We start from the raw sequence: 23,237 nt of genomic DNA, 5'->3' as shown, positions 1-23,237 counted from the left end.
GGCTACCACGCTGCATCTCCAACTTCTGTTGCACAGTTCACGATTGAAGCGCGGATCATAGCAAAAAAAACGACCGAAGTGATAGTGGTTCTCATTACTATTTACAAAGCAAAGAGGCCAACAATTTCCACAATTTAGCTGATGTTATGCGCAATACTGGCCTCACTCTGATAATCCGCAATCAGGCTCAACCCACTACGCTGATTCGTGGTAACGTGGATGTTTTGTGGGAAATGTCAGGAAAGGCAGTGATGGCAACGAAGAAAATAGACACCACGCTTGTCAGCGCGGGACGCAGTAAACGTTACACTCAAGGCTCAGTTAACAGCGTAATTCAACGCGCTTCATCCCTGGTTTTTGACACGGTCGCCGACAAGAAACGTGCTACCGCCGGTCGCGCTTCAGGCGAGCTGTTTTATGGCCGTCGCGGCACCCTCACCCATTTCTCTCTGCAAGACGCCATGACCGAGCTGGAAGGCGGCGCAGGTTGCGCACTTTATCCGTGCGGTGCGGCGGCGGTCTCCAATGCCATTTTGTCCTTTGTCGAAGCCGGGGACCATATTCTGGTCAGCGGCGCGGTCTACGAACCGACGCAGGATTTCTGCTCGAAAATTCTCAGTAAGCTGAACGTCACCACCACCTATTTCGACCACTGCATCGGCAGCGAAATTGGCGAACTGGTGCAGCCGAATACGCGCGTGGTGTTCCTGGAATCACCGGCATCGATCACCATGGAAGTGCAGGATATTCCGGCGATTGTTGCCGCCGTGCGCGCCAAAGCGCCGGATGCGATCATCATGATCGATAATACCTGGGCGGCGGGCGTGTTGTTTAACGCGCTGGAGCATGGCATCGATATTTCGATTCAGGCCGGTACCAAATACATCATTGGTCACAGCGATGCGATGATTGGCACTGCGGTAGCGAATGAACGTTGCTGGCCACAGCTGCGCGAGAATTCCTATTTGATGGGCCAGATGGTTGATGCCGATACTGCCTATATGGCGAGCCGCGGCATTCGTACGCTGGGCACGCGTTTGCGTCAGCACGAAGAGAGCGGATTGCAGGTGGCCGAATGGCTGGCAACGCAGCCGGAAGTAGCGCGCGTGAATCATCCGGCGCTGGCGCAGTGTAAGGGCCATGAATTCTGGCAGCGTGATTTCAGCGGCAGCAGCGGTTTATTCTCCTTCATCCTGCATGAAAAACTGAGCCGTGAGCAGCTGGCGAATTACCTCGATCACTTCCACCATTTCAGCATGGCCTATTCGTGGGGCGGCTATGAATCACTGATTCTGGCAAATCAGCCTGAAGAGCTGGCGGCGATTCGTCCGTCGGGCGGCGTGGATTTTGACGGCACTTTGGTGCGTCTGCATATCGGCCTCGAACATGTCGATGACTTGCTGGATGACCTTAAAGCCGGTTTTGCACGTTTAAGAAGTTAAACAGAAGATAAACCATGCTGTGGCGGCGATGAGAGATCAACGTATACGATGCCACAGAAGGTTAAAATTAGACTCCTTGTGACTCGATGGAATAGCTGATGGGTGTTTTACATGAGATTGTCCAGGCGCTTTGGCATCAGGATTTTGCCGCGCTAGGTAATCCGGATGTCGTTTGGATTGTTTACGGCGTGATGTTTTTAACGCTGTTTCTGGAAAACGGTTTGCTGCCCGCCTCATTCCTGCCGGGCGATAGCCTGCTATTACTGGCGGGCGCGATGGTCGCCAAAGGTGTGATGGATTTTGTGCCGACGATTGTGATTTTGACCACGGCGGCCAGTCTCGGCTGCTGGCTCAGCTATCTGCAAGGGCGCTGGCTCGGCAACACCAAACTAGTGAAAAGCTGGTTGCTGCATTTGCCCGCGCAATATCATCAGCGCGCGTGGAATATGTTTAACCGCCACGGTTTGATGGCGCTGCTGGTTGGCCGCTTCCTCGCTTTTGTACGCACCTTGCTGCCCACCATGGCCGGTATTTCCGGTTTGAACAATGGCCGCTTCCAGCTGTTTAACTGGCTGAGCGGCTTGTTGTGGGTTGGGATTGTGGTGACGCTGGGTTACGGCATCAGCCATGTGCCCTTTATCAAGCGCCACGAAGATCAGGTGATGGCGATCCTGATGATTCTGCCGATCGCGCTGCTGTTTATCGGCCTCGCCGGCAGCATTGTGGTGATCTGGAAAAAACGCCGCCAGAAAATCTCCTGATTACGACGCGGCGTCAAACGGTAAGGTTTGACGCACGCGGCTCGCCTCTTCTCCCGGCGTCACGCCGAAATAGCGCTTAAACTCACGCGAAAACTGCGACGGACTTTCATAACCGACGCGCACCGCCGCCGCGCTGGCTTTCATGCCATCCTGCAGCATCATCAGGCGTGCCTGATGCAGGCGATAGCGCTTGAGGTATTGCAGCGGCGAGGTTTGCGTCACCGCTTTGAAGTTGTGATGAAACGCCGAAACGCTCATGTTCACTTCGGCGGCCAGCATGTCAACGCTCAGGCTTTCCGCAAAGTGGCTTTCGATGCGACGCAGCGCACGGGCAATCTGGCTGAACTGCGTCTGCCGATTGACCAGCGACAGCAGCGCGCCGCCAATCGGTCCGGTTAATACGTAATAGATAATCTCACGCACCAGCTGCGGACCGAGCACGCGAGCGTCGCGCGGAGTGTTCATCACATCCAGCAAGCGTTCCGCCGCACACAGCATCTCTTCGCTCATAAACGCCGAATGGATGCCGGAGGTTTGCGCCTGTGGCTGGAACTGCTCGTCATCGCCGATATCCATCAGCAAATCCTGCAGGCTGGCGACATCCACGCTTAAACACATGCCGGCCAGCGGCTCCGTCAGCGTGGCTTCGGTTTCACACTCCACCGGCAGCGGCACGGTGAGCATCAGATATTTGGTGGCGTCGTAGTGAAAAACCGTGCTGCCGAGATAACCGGTTTTACGCCCCTGAAACAGAATCACAATGCCGGGTTGATACATCATCGGCGTACGCGGCAAGGTTTCGCAGGCGTAGATCAGCTTGACGTTTTCTACCGCGCACAGCGGCTTATGCAGGTCACTCATCAGCGCAACTACGCGCTGCGCCAGCTGGCGACAAAGGGCGTCGTTTGGCATGCATCTCTCTCGGGCAGCAAAAAAGTCAGTTTGCCGTAAGGCTGTGCAAAGCTCCACCATTCTGGAGAATCAGGCAAGATTCTTGCAGAAATCCATCAGGCAAAAGTGCCGTCCGCTTGCCACAATGATCCTGAGGTGAGGTTTGTTGACTAGACTTAAGCACATCTTTTCTACGGTAAGTCACTGCAACAGATAAGGAGCAACTATGGCAGAGCAACCCATTATTAAATTGCGCGACGGCAACATGATGCCGCAGCTTGGCCTCGGCGTGTGGCAAGCGAGCATTGAGGATGCGCGTAACGCTATCCTGGAAGCCCTGAAAGTCGGCTATCGCTCCATCGATACCGCCGCTATCTATAAAAATGAGGAAGCGGTTGGGCAAGCGCTGCAAGAGACCGACGTGGCGCGTGAAGACATTTTTATCACTACCAAGCTGTGGAATGACGATCAAACCAACTGGCAGCAGGCGATGGAAACCAGCCTGAAGAAGTTGCAGCTGGAGCAGGTGGATTTGTATCTAATGCACTGGCCGTGCCCGGAAAAAGATAACTACGTTGAAGCCTGGAAAGGGTTGATTGAGCTGCAGCAACAGGGCTTAACCAAGAGCATTGGCGTATGTAACTTCCACGAGGCGCACCTGAAGCGTTTGATCGATGAAACCGGTGTGTCACCGGTGGTGAACCAGATTGAGCTGCATCCGATGCTGCAACAGCGCACGTTGCATGCGTGGAATGCGCTGCACCAGATTCAAACCGAATCCTGGAGCCCGCTGGCGCAAGGCGGTAAAGGCGTGTTCGATCAGGAGATTATCCGCGAGCTGGCGAAGAAGTATGGCAAGACGCCGGCACAAATCGTGATCCGCTGGCATCTGGATAGCGGCCTGGTGGTGATTCCGAAGTCGATTACCCCGGAACGTATTCGTGAGAATTTCCAGGTGTTTGATTTTAGGTTGGATAAAACTGAAGTGAGTGAGATCAGTAAGCTGGATAGCGGTAACCGTTTGGGGCCGGATCCGGAAGCGTTTAACGGGTAGTCATGTGAAAAGGTCGCCATAAATGGCGACCCCACGGTGCGCGATTATGCGCACCGTTTTATTAAGAGACTGAATTCACCAACAACTGCCCCGCCGTGCCGCGATCCGCCATCTCTAATGTCTGGCTGTAATAGACAAACGGGAAGTGATCCGACGAACTCTGCGGGAAGCTCACCAGCAACTCCACACTGCCATCCACCCACACGGTATCTTTCCAGCCGCGATCTTCACCCATCGGCTGCGCGCCATTGACGTTCTTAATCAGGAACATTACGCCCTGAATATGCAGCGATTGCGGGCGATCGGCGTGGATAATCCAGCGCTCAAAGGTGCCCTGCTGCACAGTGGTATCAATGCGGTTCATGTCCCACAGCACGCCATTAATGCCCGGCTCGCTGTCGCCAATGCGGAATTCACGCGTACGTGTCGCTACGCCATCGAGAATCTGATCCGCCAGCAAACGCATCGGCAGATTGTCGGTTACCAGCGGCAACAAGCCGGTTGGGCGCAAGCTCAGCACCAGCGTGTTGGTCAGAATTGATGACGGCTCAAACAGCCCGCGCAGACGATCCATCAAACCCGCCGCCGTTCCTGCCGTAATCGAAACTTCATCGCCCTGCGACATATCCACCAGCACTTCGCGACGCTCGCCGGGTGCCAGCGTTAGCAGCTGCACCGCCACCGGCGCAGGCAGGAAGCCCTGATCGCTGGCGATCACCGTAAAGGGGCGATTATCGGAGAAGCTGAGATCGAAGCGACGCGCGTTCGAGCCGTTCAGCAAACGCAGGCGCACCCAGCCGCGTGACACTTCGACATAAGGATTTTGCACGCCGTTCACCAGCAGCACGTCGCCGATAAAACCGCCGCTGGATGGCGGGTTATAAACCGGTGTGGCGAAGTTATCGAGGCGCTTGTCCTGAATAATCAGCGGGAAATCATCGACGCCATAATGCTTCGGCAGCGGCAGCGATTTACTCACGTCATCTTCCACCAGCCACATGCCGGCGAGTCCGTTGTAGACGTGCGGTGCCATGCGGTTTGGCGTGTTGGCGTGATACCACAATGTGCCCGCGCCCTGACGAATCGGCAGCACCGGCGCCCAGTCAGCTCCCGCCGACATCATGCGCGGCGCACCGCCCATTAACGCGCCCGGCACCTGCAAACCGCTGACGGTCATCGATACCGGTTCGTTGAGGCGGTTGCTGTAGATCAGCTTCACATCGTCGCCGCTGTAAACGCGCACCGTTGGGCCGAGATACATGCCGTTAAAGCCCCACACCGGCACTTTATTGCTGTTGCCGCTGAACGACCAATGGCTGCGCTGCAAGGTGAGAAACAGCGGCTGACCGCGACGGGATTCAATCAGCGGTGGAATTGGAAGTGGCGTATCGCCCAATGGCGCGGCGGCGTGGGCGGCGAAAGGCATAGCACCGGAAGCCAGTGCGACACCGGCAGAAAGCTGAATAAACTGACGTCTGCTGCAAGACATAAAACTTCAGACCTTTTGAGCGTGGCGTGAGGACGCCGTGTCCATGTTGTTCTAATTAATGATTAGTTGCTGTGTGGCTTGAGAACGGGGCAGATGATCACCTGCCCCATTTTGGCTGGTCAGAGTTTACCGTTTTTTTCGCGTTCGGCGACTTCGGCGTTCAATTCTTCCAGTTTAGTCGACATTAATTCACGGCAGTGCGTGGCGAGCTTGCGCACCGAGGTGGTAGCGAACTGCGAGGTATCAACCGGCGGCAACATCTCAACAATCACCAGACCGTTGTTCCAGCGGTTCAGCTTGATCTTGTCGTGGGTGTTAGAAACCACGATCGGAATGATCGGCACACCTGCCGCAACCGCCGCATGAAACGCGCCGGTTTTGAACGGCAACAGACCACGTCCGCGACTGCGCGTCCCTTCCGGGAACATCCAGAACGAGATGCGCTTTTTGTTGAACTGATCCACCAGCTCACCGATGGTGCCGTGCGCTTTGGAGCGGTTATCACGGTCAATCAGTAGATTACCGGTCAGCCAGTAGAGCTGGCCAAAGAACGGAATCCACAACAGGCTTTTCTTGCCCACGGTCACCGTGGTCGGCTGCACGATTTTCGCTGCGGTGATCATGTCGTAGTTGTTCTGGTGGTTAGCGATATAGATCGCGTTACCGTAATGCGCGGCTTCCGCCGGTTTACGCAGTTCCACCTTGAGACCAAATATCGTCGACAGACGACCAAGCATATGGCCGAACGTCGCAACATGACGCGGGTTACGCGGTGAAAACAGACACCAGATACTGCCGAAGATACAAACCAGAATCGAATAAACAATAACAATAATTGCTCGTAAAATTAGTAACATAGATTCCTCAAATTGGGCATTCCATCGCCTGAATAACAGCGTTACTCTTCACTCGCGTCGGCTTTCGGACGCGCTGGTGCATTCACTTCTACGCTATCGATACGTTGCAGGCCACGCGCCACGCTGCCGCGACGACCGCGATCGGCACGCACTTTCTGCAGATCTTCATCACGCATGATCAGCTTACGTTTACCGACATACACGGTGATCGAGGCGCCTGGCGGCAGAATCAGCAACCATTGTAGTTTGTCGGTGCCCGCAGCGGCTTCCGCTGAAGGGATCGAGATGATCTTGTTGCCTTTGCCTTTCGACATCTGCGGCAGATCGCCAACCGGGAACATCAACATGCGTCCGGCCTGGGTAATCGCCAGCAGCATATCATCGCCTGAGTGCACCGCCATTGGCGTCATCACTTTGGCGTTTTCCGGCAGCGTCAGCAGCGCTTTACCGGCACGGTTGCGCGATACCAGATCGGCAAAGGTACAGATGAAGCCGTAACCGGCGTCAGAGGCCATCAACAGCTTCTGATCGTCGGGTTCCATCAGCACCTGCTCAATCACCGCGCCCGGTGGTGGCGTCAGTTTGCCGGTGAGCGGTTCGCCCTGCCCGCGCGCAGACGGCAATGACGTCGGATCCAGCGTGTAGCTGCGTCCGGTAGAGTCGATAAAGGCCACCGGCTGATTGCTCTTGCCGCGTGCGGCGGCCAGATAGCTGTCGCCCGCTTTGTAACTCAGACCCGCCGGATCGATATCGTGACCTTTGGCGCTGCGCACCCAACCCATCTGCGACAGCACGATGGTTACCGGCTCGGCGCTCACCAGCTCAGTTTCGCTCAGCGCTTTGGCTTCTTCGCGCTCGCGCAGCGGCGAACGGCGATCGTCGCCGTAGGTTTGGCTATCAGCCAGCAGCTCTTTTTTCAGCAGATTGCTCATCTTGCGCTCGGACGCCAGAATCGCCTGCAGCTGATCGCGCTCTTTTTCCAGATCCGCTTGCTCACCGCGAATCTTCATCTCTTCCAGTTTGGCGAGATGACGCAATTTCAGTTCAAGAATCGCTTCGGCCTGGGTTTCGCTGATGTCAAAGCGCGACATCAGCACCGGCTTCGGCTCATCCTCGGTACGGATGATGTGGATCACTTCATCAATATTGAGGAACGCCACCAGCATACCTTCAAGGATATGCAGACGACGCAGCACGCGGTCTAAACGATAGTTGAGGCGGCGCGTCACGGTATCGCGACGATACACCAGCCACTCAGAGAGGATTTCCAGCAGGTTTTTCACCGCCGGACGGTTATCCAGTCCGATCATATTCAGGTTAACGCGGTAGCTTTTTTCCAGATCGGTGGTGGCAAACAGGTGATTCATCACCTGCTCGAGATCCACACGATTGGAGCGCGGCACAATCACTAAACGCGTCGGGTTTTCATGGTTGGACTCATCACGCAGATCCTCCACCATCGGCAGCTTTTTATTGCGCATCTGGTTAGCGATCTGCTCCAGCACGCGTGCGCCCGAAACCTGATGCGGCAGCGCGGTGATCACCACATCGCCATCTTCCTTTTTCCACACCGCGCGCTGGCGAATCGAACCACGCCCGCTTTCATAAATCTTACGGATTTCGTTGCGAGGCGTGATGATTTCCGCTTCGGTCGGGTAATCCGGACCTTGCACAATATCCAGCAGCTCATGCAGCGTGGTGTTCGGGTTGTCGATCAGCTTGACCGCCGCTTCCGCCACTTCGCGCAGGTTATGCGGCGGAATATCCGTCGCCATGCCCACGGCGATGCCGGTGGTACCGTTCAGCAGAATGTTGGGCAGGCGCGCCGGCAACATCTTCGGCTCCTGCATGGTGCCGTCGAAGTTCGGGATGTAATCGGACGTGCCCTGGCCAAGCTCGCCCAGCAGGATTTCAGCGTATTTCGACAGGCGCGATTCGGTGTAACGCATCGCGGCGAAGGATTTCGGATCGTCCGGCGCACCCCAGTTTCCCTGGCCATCCACCAGCGGATAGCGGTAAGAGAATGGCTGCGCCATCAACACCATCGCTTCATAACAGGCGCTGTCGCCGTGCGGATGGTATTTACCCAATACGTCACCGACGGTACGCGCCGATTTTTTGAATTTGGCATTGGAATTGAGGCCCAATTCCGACATGGCATACACAATACGGCGCTGCACTGGCTTGAGGCCATCGCCGATGTACGGCAGCGCGCGGTCCATGATCACGTACATGGAGTAGTTCAGGTACGCGTTTTCCGTAAACGTGTGCAGGGCAAGACGCTCTGCACCATCCTGCGTCAATTCGCTCATTCAGCTCGCATCCTCACTTCGTGGCCCGCAACGGCGGGACATCCGGCGGTCATTTGGCGAGGATATTACCTTATTCGTGCGGTTTAGTCACAGAGAAGCCCGTTCAGCAAACAGAAACGGCTTACATTTAATAACGTGATATTGGTTGAAAAATTAAAACGGAATGGGAGCCATGTCACAGTGAATATCGATAATAATATGTGAGCAACTTCGCAATTAATATCGCGATGCGTTCAGCGTATTAATAGTGTCCGCAAGCCGGGACAACATTTAGTATTGTTGCTTACTGATTACTCTCCTAAATTCATACTCCACAAGCACCACATTTTTGCGCTTCTGATTTCTGGCATGGAATAAATATAAACATCAATTAGCCATAAACGTTTTGCCAAAATAAGGGTGACCGAATGCAAATACTGACTTCGCGACAACACCGATTAGTAAAATTGCTGCTGCATCATGCTGCACCGCAGCCGAGTAAAGAATTAGCGTTACAGCTTGGCGTGTCGGAGAAAACCATTCAGCGCGATTTACAGTGGCTGGAGAGCTGGCTGAGCGACTGGTCGATGCAGCTGGAAAAAATGCCGGGACGCGGCGTGCGCCTGCGAGTGGACGATCTGCAGCAGCGTCTGCAACTAGAGCAGCAGCTTAACGGTGACGAAAGCAGCTCGGATGCGCTGAGCCATAACAGCCGACGGGTGAAGATTGCCTCGCAGCTGTTGAGTGATGCACCACGCGCGACCTCAATCAGCAAATTGTCAGAGCGCTACTTTATCAGCCATGCGTCGATCGTGAATGACCTGAAAGTGATTGAAGAGTGGCTGCTGCCGTTGGGTTTGGTACTGCAGCGCGGCCCCGGCGGCACGCACATTGAAGGCAACGAGCAGACGCTGCGCCAGGCGATGGTGTCGCTGATTAATGATGTGATGCAGCAGAACGTTGCCGGTACGCCGCTGCTACCGCGCCTCGATCCCGGCAGCCAGCAGGCGCTGGTGCACTATTTTGGCGATGAGGATGTGGCGTTTGTGCAGGCGCTGCTGCAACAGATGGAGCAGCGGCTGAGTTATCCGCTGGGCGATGCGTGGTATCTCAATCTCTGCACACATATTCTGATCATGATGCATCGCATGGCGCAAGGTAACGCGCTGGCGCTGGAAACCCTGACCAGCGCGCAGGATCTCGACCAGCGTATTCTTAACATTGCCCAGCAGATGGTGGTCCAGATTGAACAGCGCATGTGCTGCGCATTGCCAGCCGATGAAGTGGGTTTTATTTATCAATATATTGTCTCGTCCGGCATTGTGGTGGAAGAGCGTGGTGATAATGCGCCGCTGCATAATCAATTTTCCACCGCTGAATCCGTAAAAATAACCTGTGAATTAATCGATCGTTTCGCGTCATTTATTCAGCAGGACTTATCACAGGACCGATTATTATTTGAAGGGTTATTAGTCCATATAAAGCCATTATTAAATCGACTCAAATATCACATTCATATTCGCAATCCGCTGCTGGAAGATATTCAGCAGGAGATGAAGGAAATATTTTCCTTAACTCAACAGGCGATGCAATTAACCGCGCGCAGCCAGGGACTTTCATCGGTGGCGGATGACGAAATAGGTTATCTGTGCGTGCATTTCCAGGCGGCGCTGGAGCGACAAATTGCCCACAAACGTATTCTGGTGGTGTGCTCGAGCGGCGTCGGGACCTCGCATTTGCTGAAGAGCCGCATCCTGCGCGCCTTCCCGGATTGGGCGATTGTCGGCGTAGTTTCCGCCAGCAATCATGCGGAGTTTTGCCAGCGAGAAACGGTGGATTTGGTGATCACCACCATTCACCTCAATGCCGGATCGGTTCCGGCGGTGTATGTCAGTGCCTTTTTTAACGATGACGATATTCGGCGGGTGACAGACGCCATGATTGGCAGCCAGCTGCCCGACGGCGCCTCCTGCGCTTTGGCTGAACATTAATTGAATGAGGATTGATCATGGATATTTCGCGCATTCTGACGCCACGCCGCGTTAACCTGGCGCTGACCGCCACCACCAAAGAACAAGCGATTAATGAGCTGACCGATTTGCTCTACCACGACGGCGCCATCAGCGACCGCGCCGCCTTTATCGAAGACGTCTGGCTGCGTGAAGCCGAAGGCTCCACCGGCTTCGAAAATCACATTGCCATTCCGCACGGTAAATCCGCCGCGGTGAAACAAACCACGCTCGCCATTGGTCGCACCCAACACGACATTCCGTGGGAAACACTCGATGGCAGCCAGGTGCGCTGCATCATCCTGTTCGCGGTACGACTGGAAGATCAGAACACCACCCATATTCGCCTGTTGTCGCAGGTGGCCAGTGCGCTGGCCGATGATGAGGTGATAGCCCAACTGCTGGTCGAAAATGACGCCAGCAATATCATCCGGCTGTTTAGTCAGTACGCCGAAACCGACCTCTGTTAACACCCTAACTCTCTGAGGTGACACATGAATATCGTCTGTGTAGCGGCCTGCACGGCAGGCATCGCGCATACCTATATTGCGCGCGAAAAACTGATTAAAGGGGCCCACGCGTTGGGCCACACCATCCACGTTGAAACCCAGGGCACCATCGGCACCGAAACGGCGCTGACGCAGGAAGACATCGCCGCCGCTGACGTGGTGATCCTCGCCGTTGACGTGAAGATCAAAGGCGAGGAGCGCTTTCAGGGCAAACCCATTGTGCGAGTGAAAACCGAAGTGGTGATCAAGTCACCGGTGAAATTCCTCGAAAAAGTGGCGGATTCACTGGCGCGCGCCTGAGGAGATCCATCATGAATGACAACAAACGTCAGTACGGCCAGGAGATCAAAGGGCATCTGCTCACCGGGATCTCGTGGATGATCCCGCTGATCGTCGCCGCCGGGATCTGCATCGCGCTCGGCCAGGTGATCGGCGGCCCGGATGTCGGCAAACAGACCGGCACTATCGCCTGGATGCTCAACCAGATCGGCGGCTGGGGCATGGGCTTGATTGTGCCGCTGATCAGCGCGGCGATCGCCTACTCAATTGCCGATCGTCCCGGCTTCGCGCCTGGCCTGATCGTCGGTTTTATCTGCGGGCAGATCGGTACCGGCTTTATCGGCGGTATCTTCGGTGGCTTTCTGGTCGGTTACACGGTGCTGCTGCTGCGCCGCACCATTAAGTTACCGAAATCGATGCAGGGTTTGATGCCGATTATGGTGCTGCCGGTGCTGAGCACCATCATCGCTGGGCTACTAATGATGACCTTTATCGGCCAGCCGATTGTCTGGCTGCAGAAGGCGCTGATTGCCCTGCTGGAATCGATGCAGGGCGGCTCAAAGTTTGTGATGGGCGCGATTCTGGGCGCGATGGCCACCTTCGATTTCGGCGGTCCGGTGAATAAAACCATGTCGCTGTTCGCCGACGGCATGCTGGTTGACGGCATTTACGGGCCGGAAGCGGTGAAGTTTGTCGGCTCGATGATTCCGCCGTTCGGCATCACGCTCTCTTATCTGCTGAGCCGCAACAAATACACCAAAGCGGAAAAAGAGGCGCTGAAAGCCGCCTTCCCGATGGGCATCTGCATGATTACCGAAGGGGTGATTCCGATTGCGGCGCGCGACCTGTTCCGCGTGGTCGGCAGCTGCGTGGTGGCCTCCGCCATCGCCGGTGGACTGATTATGGTGTGGGGCGTTGGCGCACCGGTGCCGCACGGCGGCATGTTTGTGGTGCCGCTGTTCACCAAACCCTGGCTGTTCTGTCTAGCACTCGGCATCGGCACCACGGTGTGCGGCGTGATGCTATCGGTACTGAAAAAGCCGGTTACGCAGGCGGATGAAGAGTTCGATGACGTGGAAGCCCCCGGCGTTCGCGATGAAGAGATCAAATTCACTCTGGAATAAGGAGCCACCATGTTTGCCATGATGAACGACCTGATTCAGGCCGCCGCCCAACAGCGTTATGCGGTGCTGGCAATCAACTGCTTCAACCTGGAAACCGCGCGCGCCGCCATTCAGGCAGCCGAACAGCAGCGCGCCCCGCTAATCCTCAATGTGTATCAGGGACACAGCGCGCACTTTCCCCCTGCTGTCGCGGTGCCGTTAGTGCGAACGCTGGCTGATGCCGCCAGCGTGCCGGTGGCGCTGGCACTCGATCACGGCAAAGCCTTTCCGCTGATTGGTCAGGCGTTTCGCGCCGGTTTTACCGGCTTAATGATCGACGCTTCGTCTGAGCCGCTCGCCGAGAACATTCGCCAGACCGCTGCCGTGGTGAAGATGGCGCATACCGCCGGCGTTTGTGTTGAAGGCGAGCTGGGACATATCGCCGATGCACCGACCTACGAGCTGGCTGATGCTTCAGTGAAGATGACGCAGGTGGCCGATGTGCTGCCGTTTATCGAGCAGACCAATATCGATCTGCTGGCGATCTCGGTCGGGACCGCGCACGGGCTCTATCCGGCTGGCGTGAAGCCGAAGATTGATTTTCAACGACTTCAGGAGCTGCATGCGGTGTCCACGCGACCGTTGGCGCTGCATGGCGGATCGGGCACGCCGGCTGAGGATATCCGTCGCGTCAGTGAGTTTGGTGTCGCCAAGATCAACGTCGGTGCGGCGGTGTTTGATGCCGGGGAAATGGCGATGGAGCAGGCCCTGAAGCAGCATCCGCATGCTGAACTGGCCGACTTGCTTGGGCTAATGGAATCTGCCTGCCGTGAAGTGGTGGCGGAGTATCTGGGCTGGTCGGGATCGGCGGGCAAGGTTTAAGTGCGGCGTTAATTGGTGGTCGCCATGAATGGCGCCCCTACAAAGCATTGTCAATTTCACATTCATATCCACTATCGGGTCGGCGCGTGCGTCGGCTCCAGTAAAACTCACGCTGAGGAAATATTAACATGTTGATTTCAATGAAAGAGATGTTGGCACCGACTCGTGAACACCGTTACGCGATTGGCGCATTTAACGTGGCGGACAGCTGCTTTATCCGCGCGGTAGTTGAAGAAGCCGAGGCCACCAATACGCCGGCGATCATCTCCATCCACCCGAGCGAACTGGAATTTGTCACCGATGAATTCTTTGGCTACGTGCGCGAACGCACTCTGAAAAGCAAAGTGCCGTTTACCATCCACCTCGATCACGGCGCGTCTATCGCTCAGGTGCTGCGCGCCATTCAGTGCGGCTTTACTTCGGTGATGATCGATGGCTCTCTGCTGCCTTATGAAGAGAACGTGGCACTGACCAAAGAAGTGGTGAAGCTGGCGCACGCGGTGGGCGTTTCGGTGGAAGGTGAACTTGGTACCATCGGCGATACCGGCACTTCAGTTGAAGGTGGGGTGAGTAAAGTGATCTACACCGAACCGGCGCAGGCTGAGGATTTCGTGCAGCACACCGGCGTGGATACGCTGGCGGTGGCGATTGGCACCGCGCACGGCATCTACCCGAAAAATATGAAGCCTGAGCTGCAGATGCATATCCTCAGAGACATTTCACAGCGCACCACTATTCCGTTGGTGCTGCACGGCGGTTCAGCTAATCCGGATGCCGAGATTGCGGAAGCGGTAACGTTAGGCGTAGGGAAAATCAATATTTCCAGCGATATGAAGTTCGCCTATTTCGATAAGCTGCGTGAGATTCTGGCGCGCGAAACCTGGTGGGATCCGAATGTGATTTATCCGGATGCGATTACTGCGGCAAAGTCAGTGATTCGCTACAAGATGAATCTGTTTGGTGGGTTGGGTAAGGCGAGTTTGTATCGTTGAGTTCTGCTGTAAGGTGCGCATGATTGCGCACCAGAAACACAGGTCGCCATGAATGGCGACCCTACTTCACGCCTAACCATTTTTTAATGATCTGGGCATATTCGCCAGTAGCGGTGCTGAGATGCAACCACTGATCGACATACAGTTTCCAGCTCATATCATCGCGCGGGATCATGTAGGCCTTCTCGCCGTACTGCATCGGTTTGTCCGGATTGATGGCGCACAGCGTTGGATAATGCTGCTGCTGGAACAGTGCTTCAGACGCATCGGTGATCATCACATCCGCTTTGTTATCCACCAACTGTTGAAAAATCCCGACGTTATTGGCCAGCTGCAGCGTTGCCTGCGGTAAATGGCTGTGCACGAAGGCTTCGTTGGTGCCGCCCGCCGGTTCAATCACCCGTACGCTGGCTTTATTGATCTGCTCAACCGTTTGGTATTTCGCTTTGTCATCGCAGCGTACCAGCGGGATTTTGCCATCGACGCCGAGCGGCTGCGCGAACCAGGCGATCTGCTGACGCTTGAGCGTGACCGATACGCCGCCCAGCGCGATATCACACTGCTTCGCCACAAAATCATCGCTCAGGGTTTTCCATGTGGTTGGTACCCATTCGACTTTCGCGCCGAGGCTCGCCGCCAGCGATTGCGCCATGCTGATATCCAATCCTTCGTATTGGCCATCGCTGCGCAAATAGCTATATGGCTTGTAATCGCCGGTGGTACAAACTTTTAAGGTCTTGCTTGCGCGGATGTCATCAAGGTGGGATTGCGCCTGAGCAGCGCCAGTCACCATAAGTAATGCACTCAGTATCGCGGTTTTCATGGTTTCTTCTTTTTAGGGTTGATGTTGGTTTGCATGCGGATTGTTTCATAATCGTCCGCATTATTGCTTTATTAGCAAAAGTGTTGTGATCAATCACGCATTTTTCTCGCTCCTGCGCGCGCGTAGAGTGTGCGGCATCAACCAGAAACGGAGCGGATTAAATGAATTTTTTAATTATCGATGGCGGCAAAACCTTCGCCCATTCGAAAGGCGAACTGAACCATACCTTAACTGACGTGGCTGCCAGCCAGCTGCGAGACCTTGGCCATCAAGTACAGGTGACTATCGCCGATAGCGATTACAACGTGGCAGAAGAAGTGCAGAAGTATCTCGACAGCGATGTGGTGATTTATCAGATGCCGGGTTGGTGGATGGGCGAGCCGTGGACGGTGAAAAAATACATCGATGATGTCTTCACAGAAGGTCACGGTTCACTGTATGCCAGCGATGGCCGCACGCGTAGCGATGCCGGTAAAAAGTACGGTTCTGGCGGCCTGATTCAGGGTAAGAAATACATGCTGTCACTGACCTGGAACGCGCCACTGGAAGCCTTTAACGATCCTGAGCAGTTCTTTGAAGGCGTAGGCGTAGATGGTTTGTATCTGCACTTCCATAAAGCCAACCAGTTCCTCGGTATGGAAGGTTTGCCGACCTTTATCTGTAACGATGTGATTAAAATGCCTGACGTGCCGCGCGATATCGAACGTTATCGGACTCATCTCAGCCAGATCTTTGCTTAACTGTAAGCACCCAGGGGAAAAAAGGAAGCGCTATGTTAACCGTCGTTGCAGAAATTTGTGTCAAACCAAGCCGCCGTCAGGTGGTGCTGGATGCGATTAATCAGCTGATTCCTACCGTGCTGGAAGAAGATGGCTGTCATCAATATGACGCATTAGTGGATCATCAGGCACAAGTGCCGTGGAAACAGAATTCACCCGATTCCATTTTCATGCTGGAACTGTGGGAATCGCTGCGCCATCTGGAGCAGCATCAGCAGATGCCGCATATGGATGCGCATCGCGCGCTGATTAAAGATGAAGTGGTTGATGTAAAGATTCTGGTGCTGGAAGCGGCTAAATAAGTCGATTTTCTTTGTCGTTCAGTATCATGCATAAAAAAAGCCCCGATCTTGCGACCGGGGCTTTTGTTTAGCAGCTAATCAGGGTTTAGTGCTGTTGTTCCTGCATCAGATGCTGTGGAACCATCACTTCAGCATCGCCACCGTTGTTCTGGTAAACGTTGTATTCAACGCCTGCCACGGTTACGGTGCCATTTGCCTGGCTCCAGTTGCTCACTTCTTCACCTTTCGGCAAGATGTCTTCCAGCTTCAGATCTTCACCGGCTTTTTCCGACACAATCATCTGGGTTTTACCGTTGTCGATGAACAGTGAATCATTGCCCTGAGACATGATGTCATTCAGTGACATGTTCATCAGACCTTCGTTCAAGCCCGCGATGCTGAACAGACCACCAATATCTGGTGGACCTGGAGGCGTGGTATCAACTTCGATATTGAATTCATTGGCAAGCTTAGCTTCGTTGCCCGCTACGTCACGAATCCCCACGCTGAACGTATATTTTTGATCCGCTAGTTCTTCGGTTTCAATTTTCCAGGCACCATTTGCGATAGTAGCCTTTCCAAGTTCCAAAGTGATGGTATCAATAATTTTATCGTTTCCATCTTTTATATGGTAGGTACCATACAGCACAGCGATGTCACCATTGGTGCCCGTACCTTTCATGATCAAGGTGTTATCGTTGATGCTTGCATCTTCACCCACCAGCTCTTCACGATTGGTATTATCTTTATAAACACCATCGAAGGTACCGGTGGTTGGTGCTGTGGTATCAACAGTAAAGCTGATGCCGCCACTGACTGGACCTTTCACACCTGAGACGCTTTCAGGCTGAGCAGTAATTTTGTGCGAACCTTCTGGAAGCGCAGGCGTCTCAAATTCCCATTCACCGTTTGCAACTTTCACACGGCCAATTTCATCACCGTTGTCATAAATGATGACTGTAGTACCATCGACACCCTTACCTTTCAGAGTCGGTTTAGTATCGTCAGTCATATCACCATCTTTGATCAGATCTTTAACTGGGCCGACGTCATCGTGCAGCTCAAACGCCTCCAGTGCGTCCGGCACCTTGGTATCGATGATCACTTTAATCGGATCGGATTCCTCAGAGGAGTTACCCGCCGGATCGGTGATTACCACGATGACTTCATACTCGCCATCAGGAATTGGATCCGTCGGTTTAACAATCCATTTACCGCCTTCACCAACAATGGCGGTACCAATTACCGTTTCATTACCATTTTCATCCCTAACAATGACTTCTACCGTATCGCCTTTGTCAGCATCACCGCCATTGAATTCAGGACGTGGATCATCAATTGCTTCACCCGGAAGCACTGGGCCAGGATTATCGCCCACATTATCGATAATTTCCGGTGTAGTCGGCTTGGTTGGCGGCATGGTGTCAACAATGATCTTGATAGGATCAGAACCAGGAGAGCGCTTGCCACCTGATTCAACTTCAACCACTAACGAGTGCTCGCCATCTCCATCTGCACTGGCAGGAAGTTCAAATTCCCATTTACCTTTGTCGTCAACAACCGCGGTACCCACTTCTACACCATTATCAATGATGTGAATGATGTCACCTTCATTGCCTGCGCCACGCAGCAACGGGGTGGTGTCATTGGTGGAATCACCGTCAATCAGAGGAATTTCAGTGTCGCCATTGTTAGCAACGATTTCGTCAATTTTACCTGGCGGCAAGATGTTTGGATCAACGATCAGTTTGAATTCTTCTGTTTTACCTGAGGTGTTACCGCCTTTAGATTGTGCATCAACGCGCAGGCTGTGTTCACCGTCGGCTAAATCCAACTCGATTGACCACTCGCCACGCGGGCCAGCAACAACGCTTGCGATGATTTCGTTGCCATCCCAGATACGCACCAGTGAACCTGAATCGGCAATACCGGAAAGCTTAGGCGTTTTATCATCGGTGGTATCACCCGATTTCAGTGGGCCCTGATAACGACCTTCATCGTCATAGACCTCTCCCAGAGACGGATTTCTTGGTACTGAACTATCAAGATTGATGATGAAATTATCTGATTTCGCGCTTGGATTTTTAAAACGATCCATATATTGGGCACTAAACACATATGTACCATCAGCAGTCAGCGTTGGCTCAAAGGTCCAGCGGCCATCATCGCCAGCCTTAACTGTTCCGATAGGATCGGCGCCATTACCGTAGATATAAACCATTGAACCTGGCTGAGCGACACCGCTCAACGTCGGTGTAGTGTCATTGGTATATTGGTTTGATGACAGGTAATCCAGCGTTCCTTCATTATCAACGACGCGCATAATTTGCGGCGCTTCTGGTGCAGTACCATCGACGACAAGGATCTGCTGTTTTGCTGTGCCCCAGTTGCCTGCACGATCAACATAACGGATCTGATAAAAATAGGTGCCATCCGCAATTTCGATGGAAGGCAGTGTCCACTTACCATCCGATGTAGTCATGGTAGTGTAAATGACATTATTCAGAATCACCTGAACCATAACGTTTGGTTCAGCGTTTTCGCCATATGGATTAATGATATTTCTCGGGACATATGTTGGTGCTACCGCTCCATCATTTTGCGCGAAAGTACCAATGTCAACCGGTGCAACAACTGCATGCGAAGCTTCTACAGCATCCGAATCAGCAAATACTACATTACCGCTGGCAATGCTCAGTTTAAACGCCGGTGATTTCACACTTTCGTTGCCATTGGCATCTTTAGCAGTGACCGTCAGGCTATGCTCACCATTGCTGAGCTCTGGGGTGATCGTCCACGCTCCCATGCTGTTCGTTTTAACGGAAGCGATTGGCGTTGTACCAGTATTATCATACAGATAGACAATGGAATTAGGCTCAGCAACGCCTGAAAGTACTGGCTTGCGTTCATCGCTGCTGTCACCTGGCGTCAGGTTGCCTTTGTCGCTACCGGTGTTATCAACCGCACGCCAGATTTCAGGCTGTGCTGGGGCTGATTTATCAACGCTAACAATATAGGTGCCAATTTCACCACGGTTAGTTGCCTTATCAATAATGATAACTTGTAAGGTATGCAAACCTTCAGCCCAACCACCAGGAGGAGTGAAAGACCACAATCCTTCAGCACTTATTGGGGTGGTATAAGTCACACCGTCAATAATAATTTCGGCTACTCCACCTTTCGCATCTAGAGCTTTTCTATCTGTCCATTTGAAATCAGTGTCTTTAGTATAAATATAGTTTACATTTGAAATTTCATTAATGCTGTTATTCGCCATGAGCATATTCCTTTTAAACATGGATTCTTGGTGTCCGGAAATCCCTCCGGAGCGAAATCATTTTCGGTTAGTTAGTGAAACGCGTTACACAGGACACGTCTTAAAACCCTATATATCTTTGATTAGCTAACAAAGATAAAAAGAGGGAAAAAGTGGCCATCTTATATTTATAGAAAAGCCACCTGTAAATATTTAGAAATAATTAACGCTATTATTTATTCTCAACGCTAATAATAACCCGACGCTCATTGGCATAGCAGGCTACTTGCTCTTTCTGCGATCCCTGACATTGCATAGTTACCTGACTTTCTCCCATACTTTGAGAAGAAATATTGGCACTCGAGATCCCATTATTAACTAAAAGTTTCTTAATCGTATCCGCACGAAGCTGACCTAATTTCATGTTGCTATTCTCGTCGCCTATTGGATCGGTGAATCCGGTAACCACAATATGCGGCTGATTATTCGACTGGCGCTTAATCATGGCGGCAAACTGCTGAATAGCATTACGGCCTTCATTGGAAATATCGCTGCTATTGGCGCTGGCAAACTTAAAGAGCAGATCTGATGAAAACTCATAGTTATCATAAGATTGGGTGGTTCCCGCCTGGCAAGCCACTACAGAGGAGACGCGTGATAACAGATGGGTTTGCTGGCGAGTACCCACCAACTGCTGCTGAGCTTCTGTTTCGCTGGTCACCAATGGACGGCCGGAACCATCAAGGCTGGCACGGATGTAATAGGTTTTCCCTGCGGCCAAATTGTCGCGCCACGGCTGTTGTTGCTTGCCCTGATAGGATGGCGCGTCATTTGTGAAACTCGCCAGCGAATGCACGCCTGGATTTACACAGAATGTGCTGTAGCCGCCAGCAAGCAGAGCGGTTTGAAATTCGCCATCAACATAGATATGTGCCGGTGAATTACCGATAGCGTCCGCGGGACGATAATAAACAATACGCACCTGGTCCGCAGCAGCTGCAGGCATTGAACGCCAGGCTTGCCCAAAATTATTTTGTGCTTGAGCATTAAATACAGTGATGGCTGACAATGAGGCGAATGCAGCCAGCATCATGATAGTTTTATTTTTCATAATCACTCCAGAAAACAGGTGTCTTGAGACACCTGTTACTTTTAAATATTAGTTTTGTGATGAATAATCGATAAAGTCTTTCATCTCATATGCGGAATTAATATTTGAATCATTCGACGTTAATACACCTGTAGCGGTAATACTATTGGCATCATTAATGAAATCAATATCATTCAGCAAACTATTTTTAATATCGTGAATGACGGCATTATCTTCTAATGGCTCGTTTAATAATGATTGGCTTTGTTCTGACAATAGCTCTGACAAATCCAGTCCATTAATAGAGAGACCACCAAGATCCGGCGGGCCAGGAGGCGTGATATCCACCACAACCTGATAAACATCGGTTTTGGCCGTTACTACACCATCAGCATCTTTGAAGGCTGCTTCAATCTTATAAACATCTTCTGCGAGTTCTGGAGTGGTAAAACTCCATTTACCTTCAGTGTTAACCGTTACAGAGTGATATGTATGCCCATTAGTACCCGTAATCCACAGATAAACAATATTACCTGCCTGACCTGAACCTTCAATAATTATTGTTGGATCGTTAGAGTCAATGCCGCCGTTTCCAACCGGTTGTTTAATACCAGCGTCATTATTATCTTTGAAGACGCCATCGATAGTTCCTGTTACCGGTACTTCCGGATTTGGCTCAACTTCTTTGCCTGGATCGAAATTAGGATCGTCGATTGTAATAATAACTTTGTCAGAAGGTGCAGATTCATTTCCAGCAGGATCGGTAACAATAATCTGGAATTCATGCTCGCCATTATCAATTGGTTGTTTCGGTGTAAAGGTCCATTCACCTTTATCATCAACAACTGTGCTACCAATTATCTTACCGTTATCGATAATTTTGATAATGTCGCCCTTCTCACCTTTGCCTTCAAAGGTAGGCGTGCTGTCTTCTGTTTCCTCGCCAGAAACGATTGGTGCGCCATCATCATCAGAAATTTGACCGATACCCTGGTTTTCTGGCGCGATAGTATCAACATCAATAATCCATGGCGTTGAAGGCAGGGATTTATTACCCACCTGATCAACCACCACTACGCTGAAATCGTGCTTACCATCTTCCAATACTGGACTAATAAATTTCCAGTTCCCCTCATTATCCGTTTGCGCCGTACCGATCAGTTGGCCATTTTTCCAGATTTCAACGGTTGAACCCTGCTCAGCTTTACCCGACAAAACCGGCGTGCTGTCTTTTGTCAAACCACCGTTTACAATCTCTTTTGCAGGATTAACCGAATCATCGATCATGCCATCAATTGAACCTTTGGCTGGTGCGGTCAAGTCAACGGTGAAGTTCCATGCTTCGCTTGACTCACCGACCACACCGCTCTCATTACGCTCACGTGTAGTAATGCTGTGATCGCCGGCTGACAGAGCAGTGCCAGGCGTAAATGACCAGCTACCGTTTTCTCCAACGGTAGTTTCACCAATCTTCTTCTCGCCATCCCAAATCTCGATAACGTTACCTTTGGTGCCGGTACCATTCAGAGTTGGAGTTGTATCATCAGTGCGACCACCTTTGGCGATCAAACCCGTTACACTTCCCACGTCATCATAAAGACCACTTACGACCGGAATGTTTACGTCGCCGCCACCGTTATCACCACCACCTTTGCCGCCGTCCCCACCTTTACCGCCGTCGCCACCGTCGCCGCCACTGCCACCGTTTCCGTTGTTGTTACTGCCGCTGTTGCTGTCCTGATACTGCTGTTTAGCTGCCAGGAAACCCAGGCCCGCGGCTGCTGCGATAGCTGCCAAACCGCCCAAAGCGATCAACGCTGGCGACCACTCAAAACCCGAAGCCAGCGCGAAGCCACCGTCACTCTCAACGGTGCTTTCGCCCAAGGCTAAAGCACTGGTTTCACCATCAGCTAAAGCGGCAGCATCGTGATCGGAGTTACCATCAGTGGCGACGTATTCGTGCATCGCGCCATCTTCTGCTTTACCGACTAAAGAACCCGATTTGGCAAAAAAGTCTTCGATAATCAGATCAGGATCGCTGGCATCTGAACCTTCCAGCATCACCAGCAGATTTTTGCCTACACGCTTAACAGTAATATTTTCAGGCGCAACGCCATCGTTACCTTGGGTCAGCAAGTATTTTCCGTTGGTAATAGCCTGAATTTTCGCAGCTTTACCCTCTTTGCCTACACGCAATGCTTCCGCTTTCGTTATTGTTTTTTTATCAATAACCGCAACACTCACGGGCGAAACGTTCATGATTAATCCCTTCCGTCATTTAGATTTTGATTGCGCGATTGCGTACAAGCGCAGCAATCTCCCTGGCTCAACCCACCTCCGTGGGCTCAAAGTGAGCGACATAATCAGGAAAGAGAGATTTCCGAGACATAAGAAACGTCCCGTTAGGAAAGAAAAAATTTCCCAACATTGTCAAAAAGCCAGTTAGTTA

General features: G+C 52.5%; 19 protein-coding genes. 11 read left to right on the top strand and 8 right to left on the bottom strand.

Features of this window, described 5'->3' with window-relative positions; translation table 11 throughout:
* The first annotated feature begins 251 nt into the window (after positions 1-251).
* Both metC and BM323_RS07635 read left to right on the top strand, forming a co-directional pair.
* On the top strand, positions 252-1,442 hold the full coding sequence (gene metC / locus BM323_RS07640) for a cystathionine beta-lyase (protein WP_008103353.1): 1,191 nt from the start codon (positions 252-254) through the stop codon (positions 1,440-1,442).
* 98 nt (positions 1,443-1,540) lie between these two features.
* On the top strand, positions 1,541-2,203 hold the full coding sequence (locus BM323_RS07635) for a DedA family protein (RefSeq protein WP_008103355.1): 663 nt from the start codon (positions 1,541-1,543) through the stop codon (positions 2,201-2,203).
* Here the strand turns inward: BM323_RS07635 and BM323_RS07630 are convergent, their stop codons facing one another.
* Positions 2,204-3,115, bottom strand: coding sequence for an AraC family transcriptional regulator (locus BM323_RS07630; RefSeq protein WP_008103357.1), 912 nt, complete (start codon positions 3,113-3,115; stop codon positions 2,204-2,206).
* A gap of 205 nt (positions 3,116-3,320) precedes the next feature.
* On the opposite strand from BM323_RS07630, the gene dkgA reads away from it, so the two are divergent.
* Complete coding sequence (dkgA, locus tag BM323_RS07625) at positions 3,321-4,148, top strand: 2,5-didehydrogluconate reductase DkgA (protein WP_008103359.1); 828 nt, start codon at positions 3,321-3,323, stop codon at positions 4,146-4,148.
* A 61-nt stretch (positions 4,149-4,209) separates the two neighbouring features.
* On the opposite strand, the gene ftsP is transcribed toward dkgA, so the two are convergent.
* The 3 genes from ftsP to parC form a co-directional block, all read right to left on the bottom strand.
* On the bottom strand, positions 4,210-5,637 hold the full coding sequence (gene ftsP, locus BM323_RS07620; RefSeq protein WP_008103362.1) for a cell division protein FtsP: 1,428 nt from the start codon (positions 5,635-5,637) through the stop codon (positions 4,210-4,212).
* A gap of 119 nt (positions 5,638-5,756) precedes the next feature.
* Positions 5,757-6,494 (bottom strand): 1-acylglycerol-3-phosphate O-acyltransferase, encoded by a 738-nt coding sequence (locus BM323_RS07615; protein ID WP_008103364.1) that lies wholly within the window; start codon positions 6,492-6,494, stop codon positions 5,757-5,759.
* Between the two features lie 41 nt (positions 6,495-6,535).
* A complete protein-coding gene (gene parC, locus BM323_RS07610) occupies positions 6,536-8,806 on the bottom strand; it encodes a DNA topoisomerase IV subunit A (protein ID WP_008103365.1) in 2,271 nt (756 codons plus the stop codon).
* 407 nt (positions 8,807-9,213) lie between these two features.
* Here parC and BM323_RS07605 point away from each other — a divergent pair, with 407 nt between their 5' ends.
* The 6 genes from BM323_RS07605 (at position 9,214) to BM323_RS07580 (ending at position 14,559) form a co-directional block, all read left to right on the top strand.
* Positions 9,214-10,776, top strand: a complete 1,563-nt coding sequence (locus tag BM323_RS07605) for a BglG family transcription antiterminator (RefSeq protein ID WP_008103367.1) — start codon at positions 9,214-9,216, stop codon at positions 10,774-10,776.
* A 17-nt stretch (positions 10,777-10,793) separates the two neighbouring features.
* Positions 10,794-11,264, top strand: coding sequence for a PTS sugar transporter subunit IIA (locus BM323_RS07600; RefSeq protein WP_008103369.1), 471 nt, complete (start codon positions 10,794-10,796; stop codon positions 11,262-11,264).
* Between the two features lie 24 nt (positions 11,265-11,288).
* Entirely contained in the window at positions 11,289-11,603 is a 315-nt protein-coding gene (locus BM323_RS07595; RefSeq protein WP_008103372.1) for a PTS fructose transporter subunit IIB, read from the top strand.
* An 11-nt stretch (positions 11,604-11,614) separates the two neighbouring features.
* The gene (locus BM323_RS07590) at positions 11,615-12,706 is read left to right on the top strand and encodes a PTS fructose transporter subunit IIC (RefSeq protein WP_008103374.1); all 1,092 of its coding nucleotides are present in this window, start codon (positions 11,615-11,617) and stop codon (positions 12,704-12,706) included.
* 9 nt (positions 12,707-12,715) lie between these two features.
* Positions 12,716-13,567: a class II fructose-bisphosphate aldolase gene (locus BM323_RS07585; RefSeq protein WP_091003497.1), complete on the top strand. Its 852-nt coding sequence runs from the start codon at positions 12,716-12,718 to the stop codon at positions 13,565-13,567.
* A 128-nt stretch (positions 13,568-13,695) separates the two neighbouring features.
* Positions 13,696-14,559 (top strand): ketose-bisphosphate aldolase, encoded by an 864-nt coding sequence (locus tag BM323_RS07580; protein WP_008103378.1) that lies wholly within the window; start codon positions 13,696-13,698, stop codon positions 14,557-14,559.
* A gap of 61 nt (positions 14,560-14,620) precedes the next feature.
* Here BM323_RS07580 and BM323_RS07575 read toward each other — a convergent pair whose 3' ends face one another.
* Positions 14,621-15,382, bottom strand: a complete 762-nt coding sequence (locus BM323_RS07575) for a transporter substrate-binding domain-containing protein (RefSeq protein ID WP_036648129.1) — start codon at positions 15,380-15,382, stop codon at positions 14,621-14,623.
* A gap of 161 nt (positions 15,383-15,543) precedes the next feature.
* Between BM323_RS07575 and BM323_RS07570 the strand changes: the two genes are divergently transcribed.
* Positions 15,544-16,122: an NAD(P)H-dependent oxidoreductase gene (locus BM323_RS07570; protein ID WP_008103382.1), complete on the top strand. Its 579-nt coding sequence runs from the start codon at positions 15,544-15,546 to the stop codon at positions 16,120-16,122.
* Between the two features lie 32 nt (positions 16,123-16,154).
* Positions 16,155-16,463 carry a putative quinol monooxygenase gene (locus BM323_RS07565; RefSeq protein WP_091003495.1) on the top strand — a complete coding sequence of 103 codons (309 nt, stop codon included), beginning with the start codon at positions 16,155-16,157 and terminating at the stop codon, positions 16,461-16,463.
* Between the two features lie 85 nt (positions 16,464-16,548).
* Here BM323_RS07565 and BM323_RS07560 read toward each other — a convergent pair whose 3' ends face one another.
* The 3 genes from BM323_RS07560 to BM323_RS07550 all read right to left on the bottom strand — a co-directional run bounded on the left by BM323_RS07560 (position 16,549) and on the right by BM323_RS07550 (position 23,047).
* A complete protein-coding gene (locus tag BM323_RS07560) occupies positions 16,549-19,719 on the bottom strand; it encodes an Ig-like domain-containing protein (RefSeq protein ID WP_008103385.1) in 3,171 nt (1,056 codons plus the stop codon).
* Positions 19,720-19,930: 211 nt separating this feature from the next.
* Positions 19,931-20,809, bottom strand: a complete 879-nt coding sequence (locus BM323_RS07555) for an OmpA family protein (RefSeq protein WP_008103387.1) — start codon at positions 20,807-20,809, stop codon at positions 19,931-19,933.
* Positions 20,810-20,857: 48 nt separating this feature from the next.
* Positions 20,858-23,047 carry an Ig-like domain-containing protein gene (locus BM323_RS07550; RefSeq protein ID WP_008103388.1) on the bottom strand — a complete coding sequence of 730 codons (2,190 nt, stop codon included), beginning with the start codon at positions 23,045-23,047 and terminating at the stop codon, positions 20,858-20,860.
* Between the last annotated feature and the right edge of the window lie 190 nt (positions 23,048-23,237).

It is taken from the genome of Pantoea sp. YR525, assembly GCF_900116775.1.
Lineage (GTDB): Bacteria > Pseudomonadota > Gammaproteobacteria > Enterobacterales > Enterobacteriaceae > Pantoea > Pantoea symbiotica.
The sequence above is the reverse complement of the archived record's forward strand: the minus strand, read 5'-3'. Positions and strand labels throughout refer to the sequence as shown.

Bases quoted from the DNA above. Each gene is read 5' to 3' on its own strand.
- metC (WP_008103353.1), top strand. From the start codon at position 252: ATGGCAACGAAGAAAATAGACACCACGCTTGTCAGCGCGGGACGCAGT.
- BM323_RS07635 (WP_008103355.1), top strand. From the start codon at position 1,541: ATGGGTGTTTTACATGAGATTGTCCAGGCGCTTTGGCATCAGGATTTT.
- BM323_RS07630 (WP_008103357.1), bottom strand. From the start codon at position 3,115: ATGCCAAACGACGCCCTTTGTCGCCAGCTGGCGCAGCGCGTAGTTGCG.
- dkgA (WP_008103359.1), top strand. From the start codon at position 3,321: ATGGCAGAGCAACCCATTATTAAATTGCGCGACGGCAACATGATGCCG.
- ftsP (WP_008103362.1), bottom strand. From the start codon at position 5,637: ATGTCTTGCAGCAGACGTCAGTTTATTCAGCTTTCTGCCGGTGTCGCA.
- BM323_RS07615 (WP_008103364.1), bottom strand. From the start codon at position 6,494: ATGTTACTAATTTTACGAGCAATTATTGTTATTGTTTATTCGATTCTG.
- parC (WP_008103365.1), bottom strand. From the start codon at position 8,806: ATGAGCGAATTGACGCAGGATGGTGCAGAGCGTCTTGCCCTGCACACG.
- BM323_RS07605 (WP_008103367.1), top strand. From the start codon at position 9,214: ATGCAAATACTGACTTCGCGACAACACCGATTAGTAAAATTGCTGCTG.
- BM323_RS07600 (WP_008103369.1), top strand. From the start codon at position 10,794: ATGGATATTTCGCGCATTCTGACGCCACGCCGCGTTAACCTGGCGCTG.
- BM323_RS07595 (WP_008103372.1), top strand. From the start codon at position 11,289: ATGAATATCGTCTGTGTAGCGGCCTGCACGGCAGGCATCGCGCATACC.
- BM323_RS07590 (WP_008103374.1), top strand. From the start codon at position 11,615: ATGAATGACAACAAACGTCAGTACGGCCAGGAGATCAAAGGGCATCTG.
- BM323_RS07585 (WP_091003497.1), top strand. From the start codon at position 12,716: ATGTTTGCCATGATGAACGACCTGATTCAGGCCGCCGCCCAACAGCGT.
- BM323_RS07580 (WP_008103378.1), top strand. From the start codon at position 13,696: ATGTTGATTTCAATGAAAGAGATGTTGGCACCGACTCGTGAACACCGT.
- BM323_RS07575 (WP_036648129.1), bottom strand. From the start codon at position 15,382: ATGAAAACCGCGATACTGAGTGCATTACTTATGGTGACTGGCGCTGCT.
- BM323_RS07570 (WP_008103382.1), top strand. From the start codon at position 15,544: ATGAATTTTTTAATTATCGATGGCGGCAAAACCTTCGCCCATTCGAAA.
- BM323_RS07565 (WP_091003495.1), top strand. From the start codon at position 16,155: ATGTTAACCGTCGTTGCAGAAATTTGTGTCAAACCAAGCCGCCGTCAG.
- BM323_RS07560 (WP_008103385.1), bottom strand. From the start codon at position 19,719: ATGGCGAATAACAGCATTAATGAAATTTCAAATGTAAACTATATTTAT.
- BM323_RS07555 (WP_008103387.1), bottom strand. From the start codon at position 20,809: ATGAAAAATAAAACTATCATGATGCTGGCTGCATTCGCCTCATTGTCA.
- BM323_RS07550 (WP_008103388.1), bottom strand. From the start codon at position 23,047: ATGAACGTTTCGCCCGTGAGTGTTGCGGTTATTGATAAAAAAACAATA.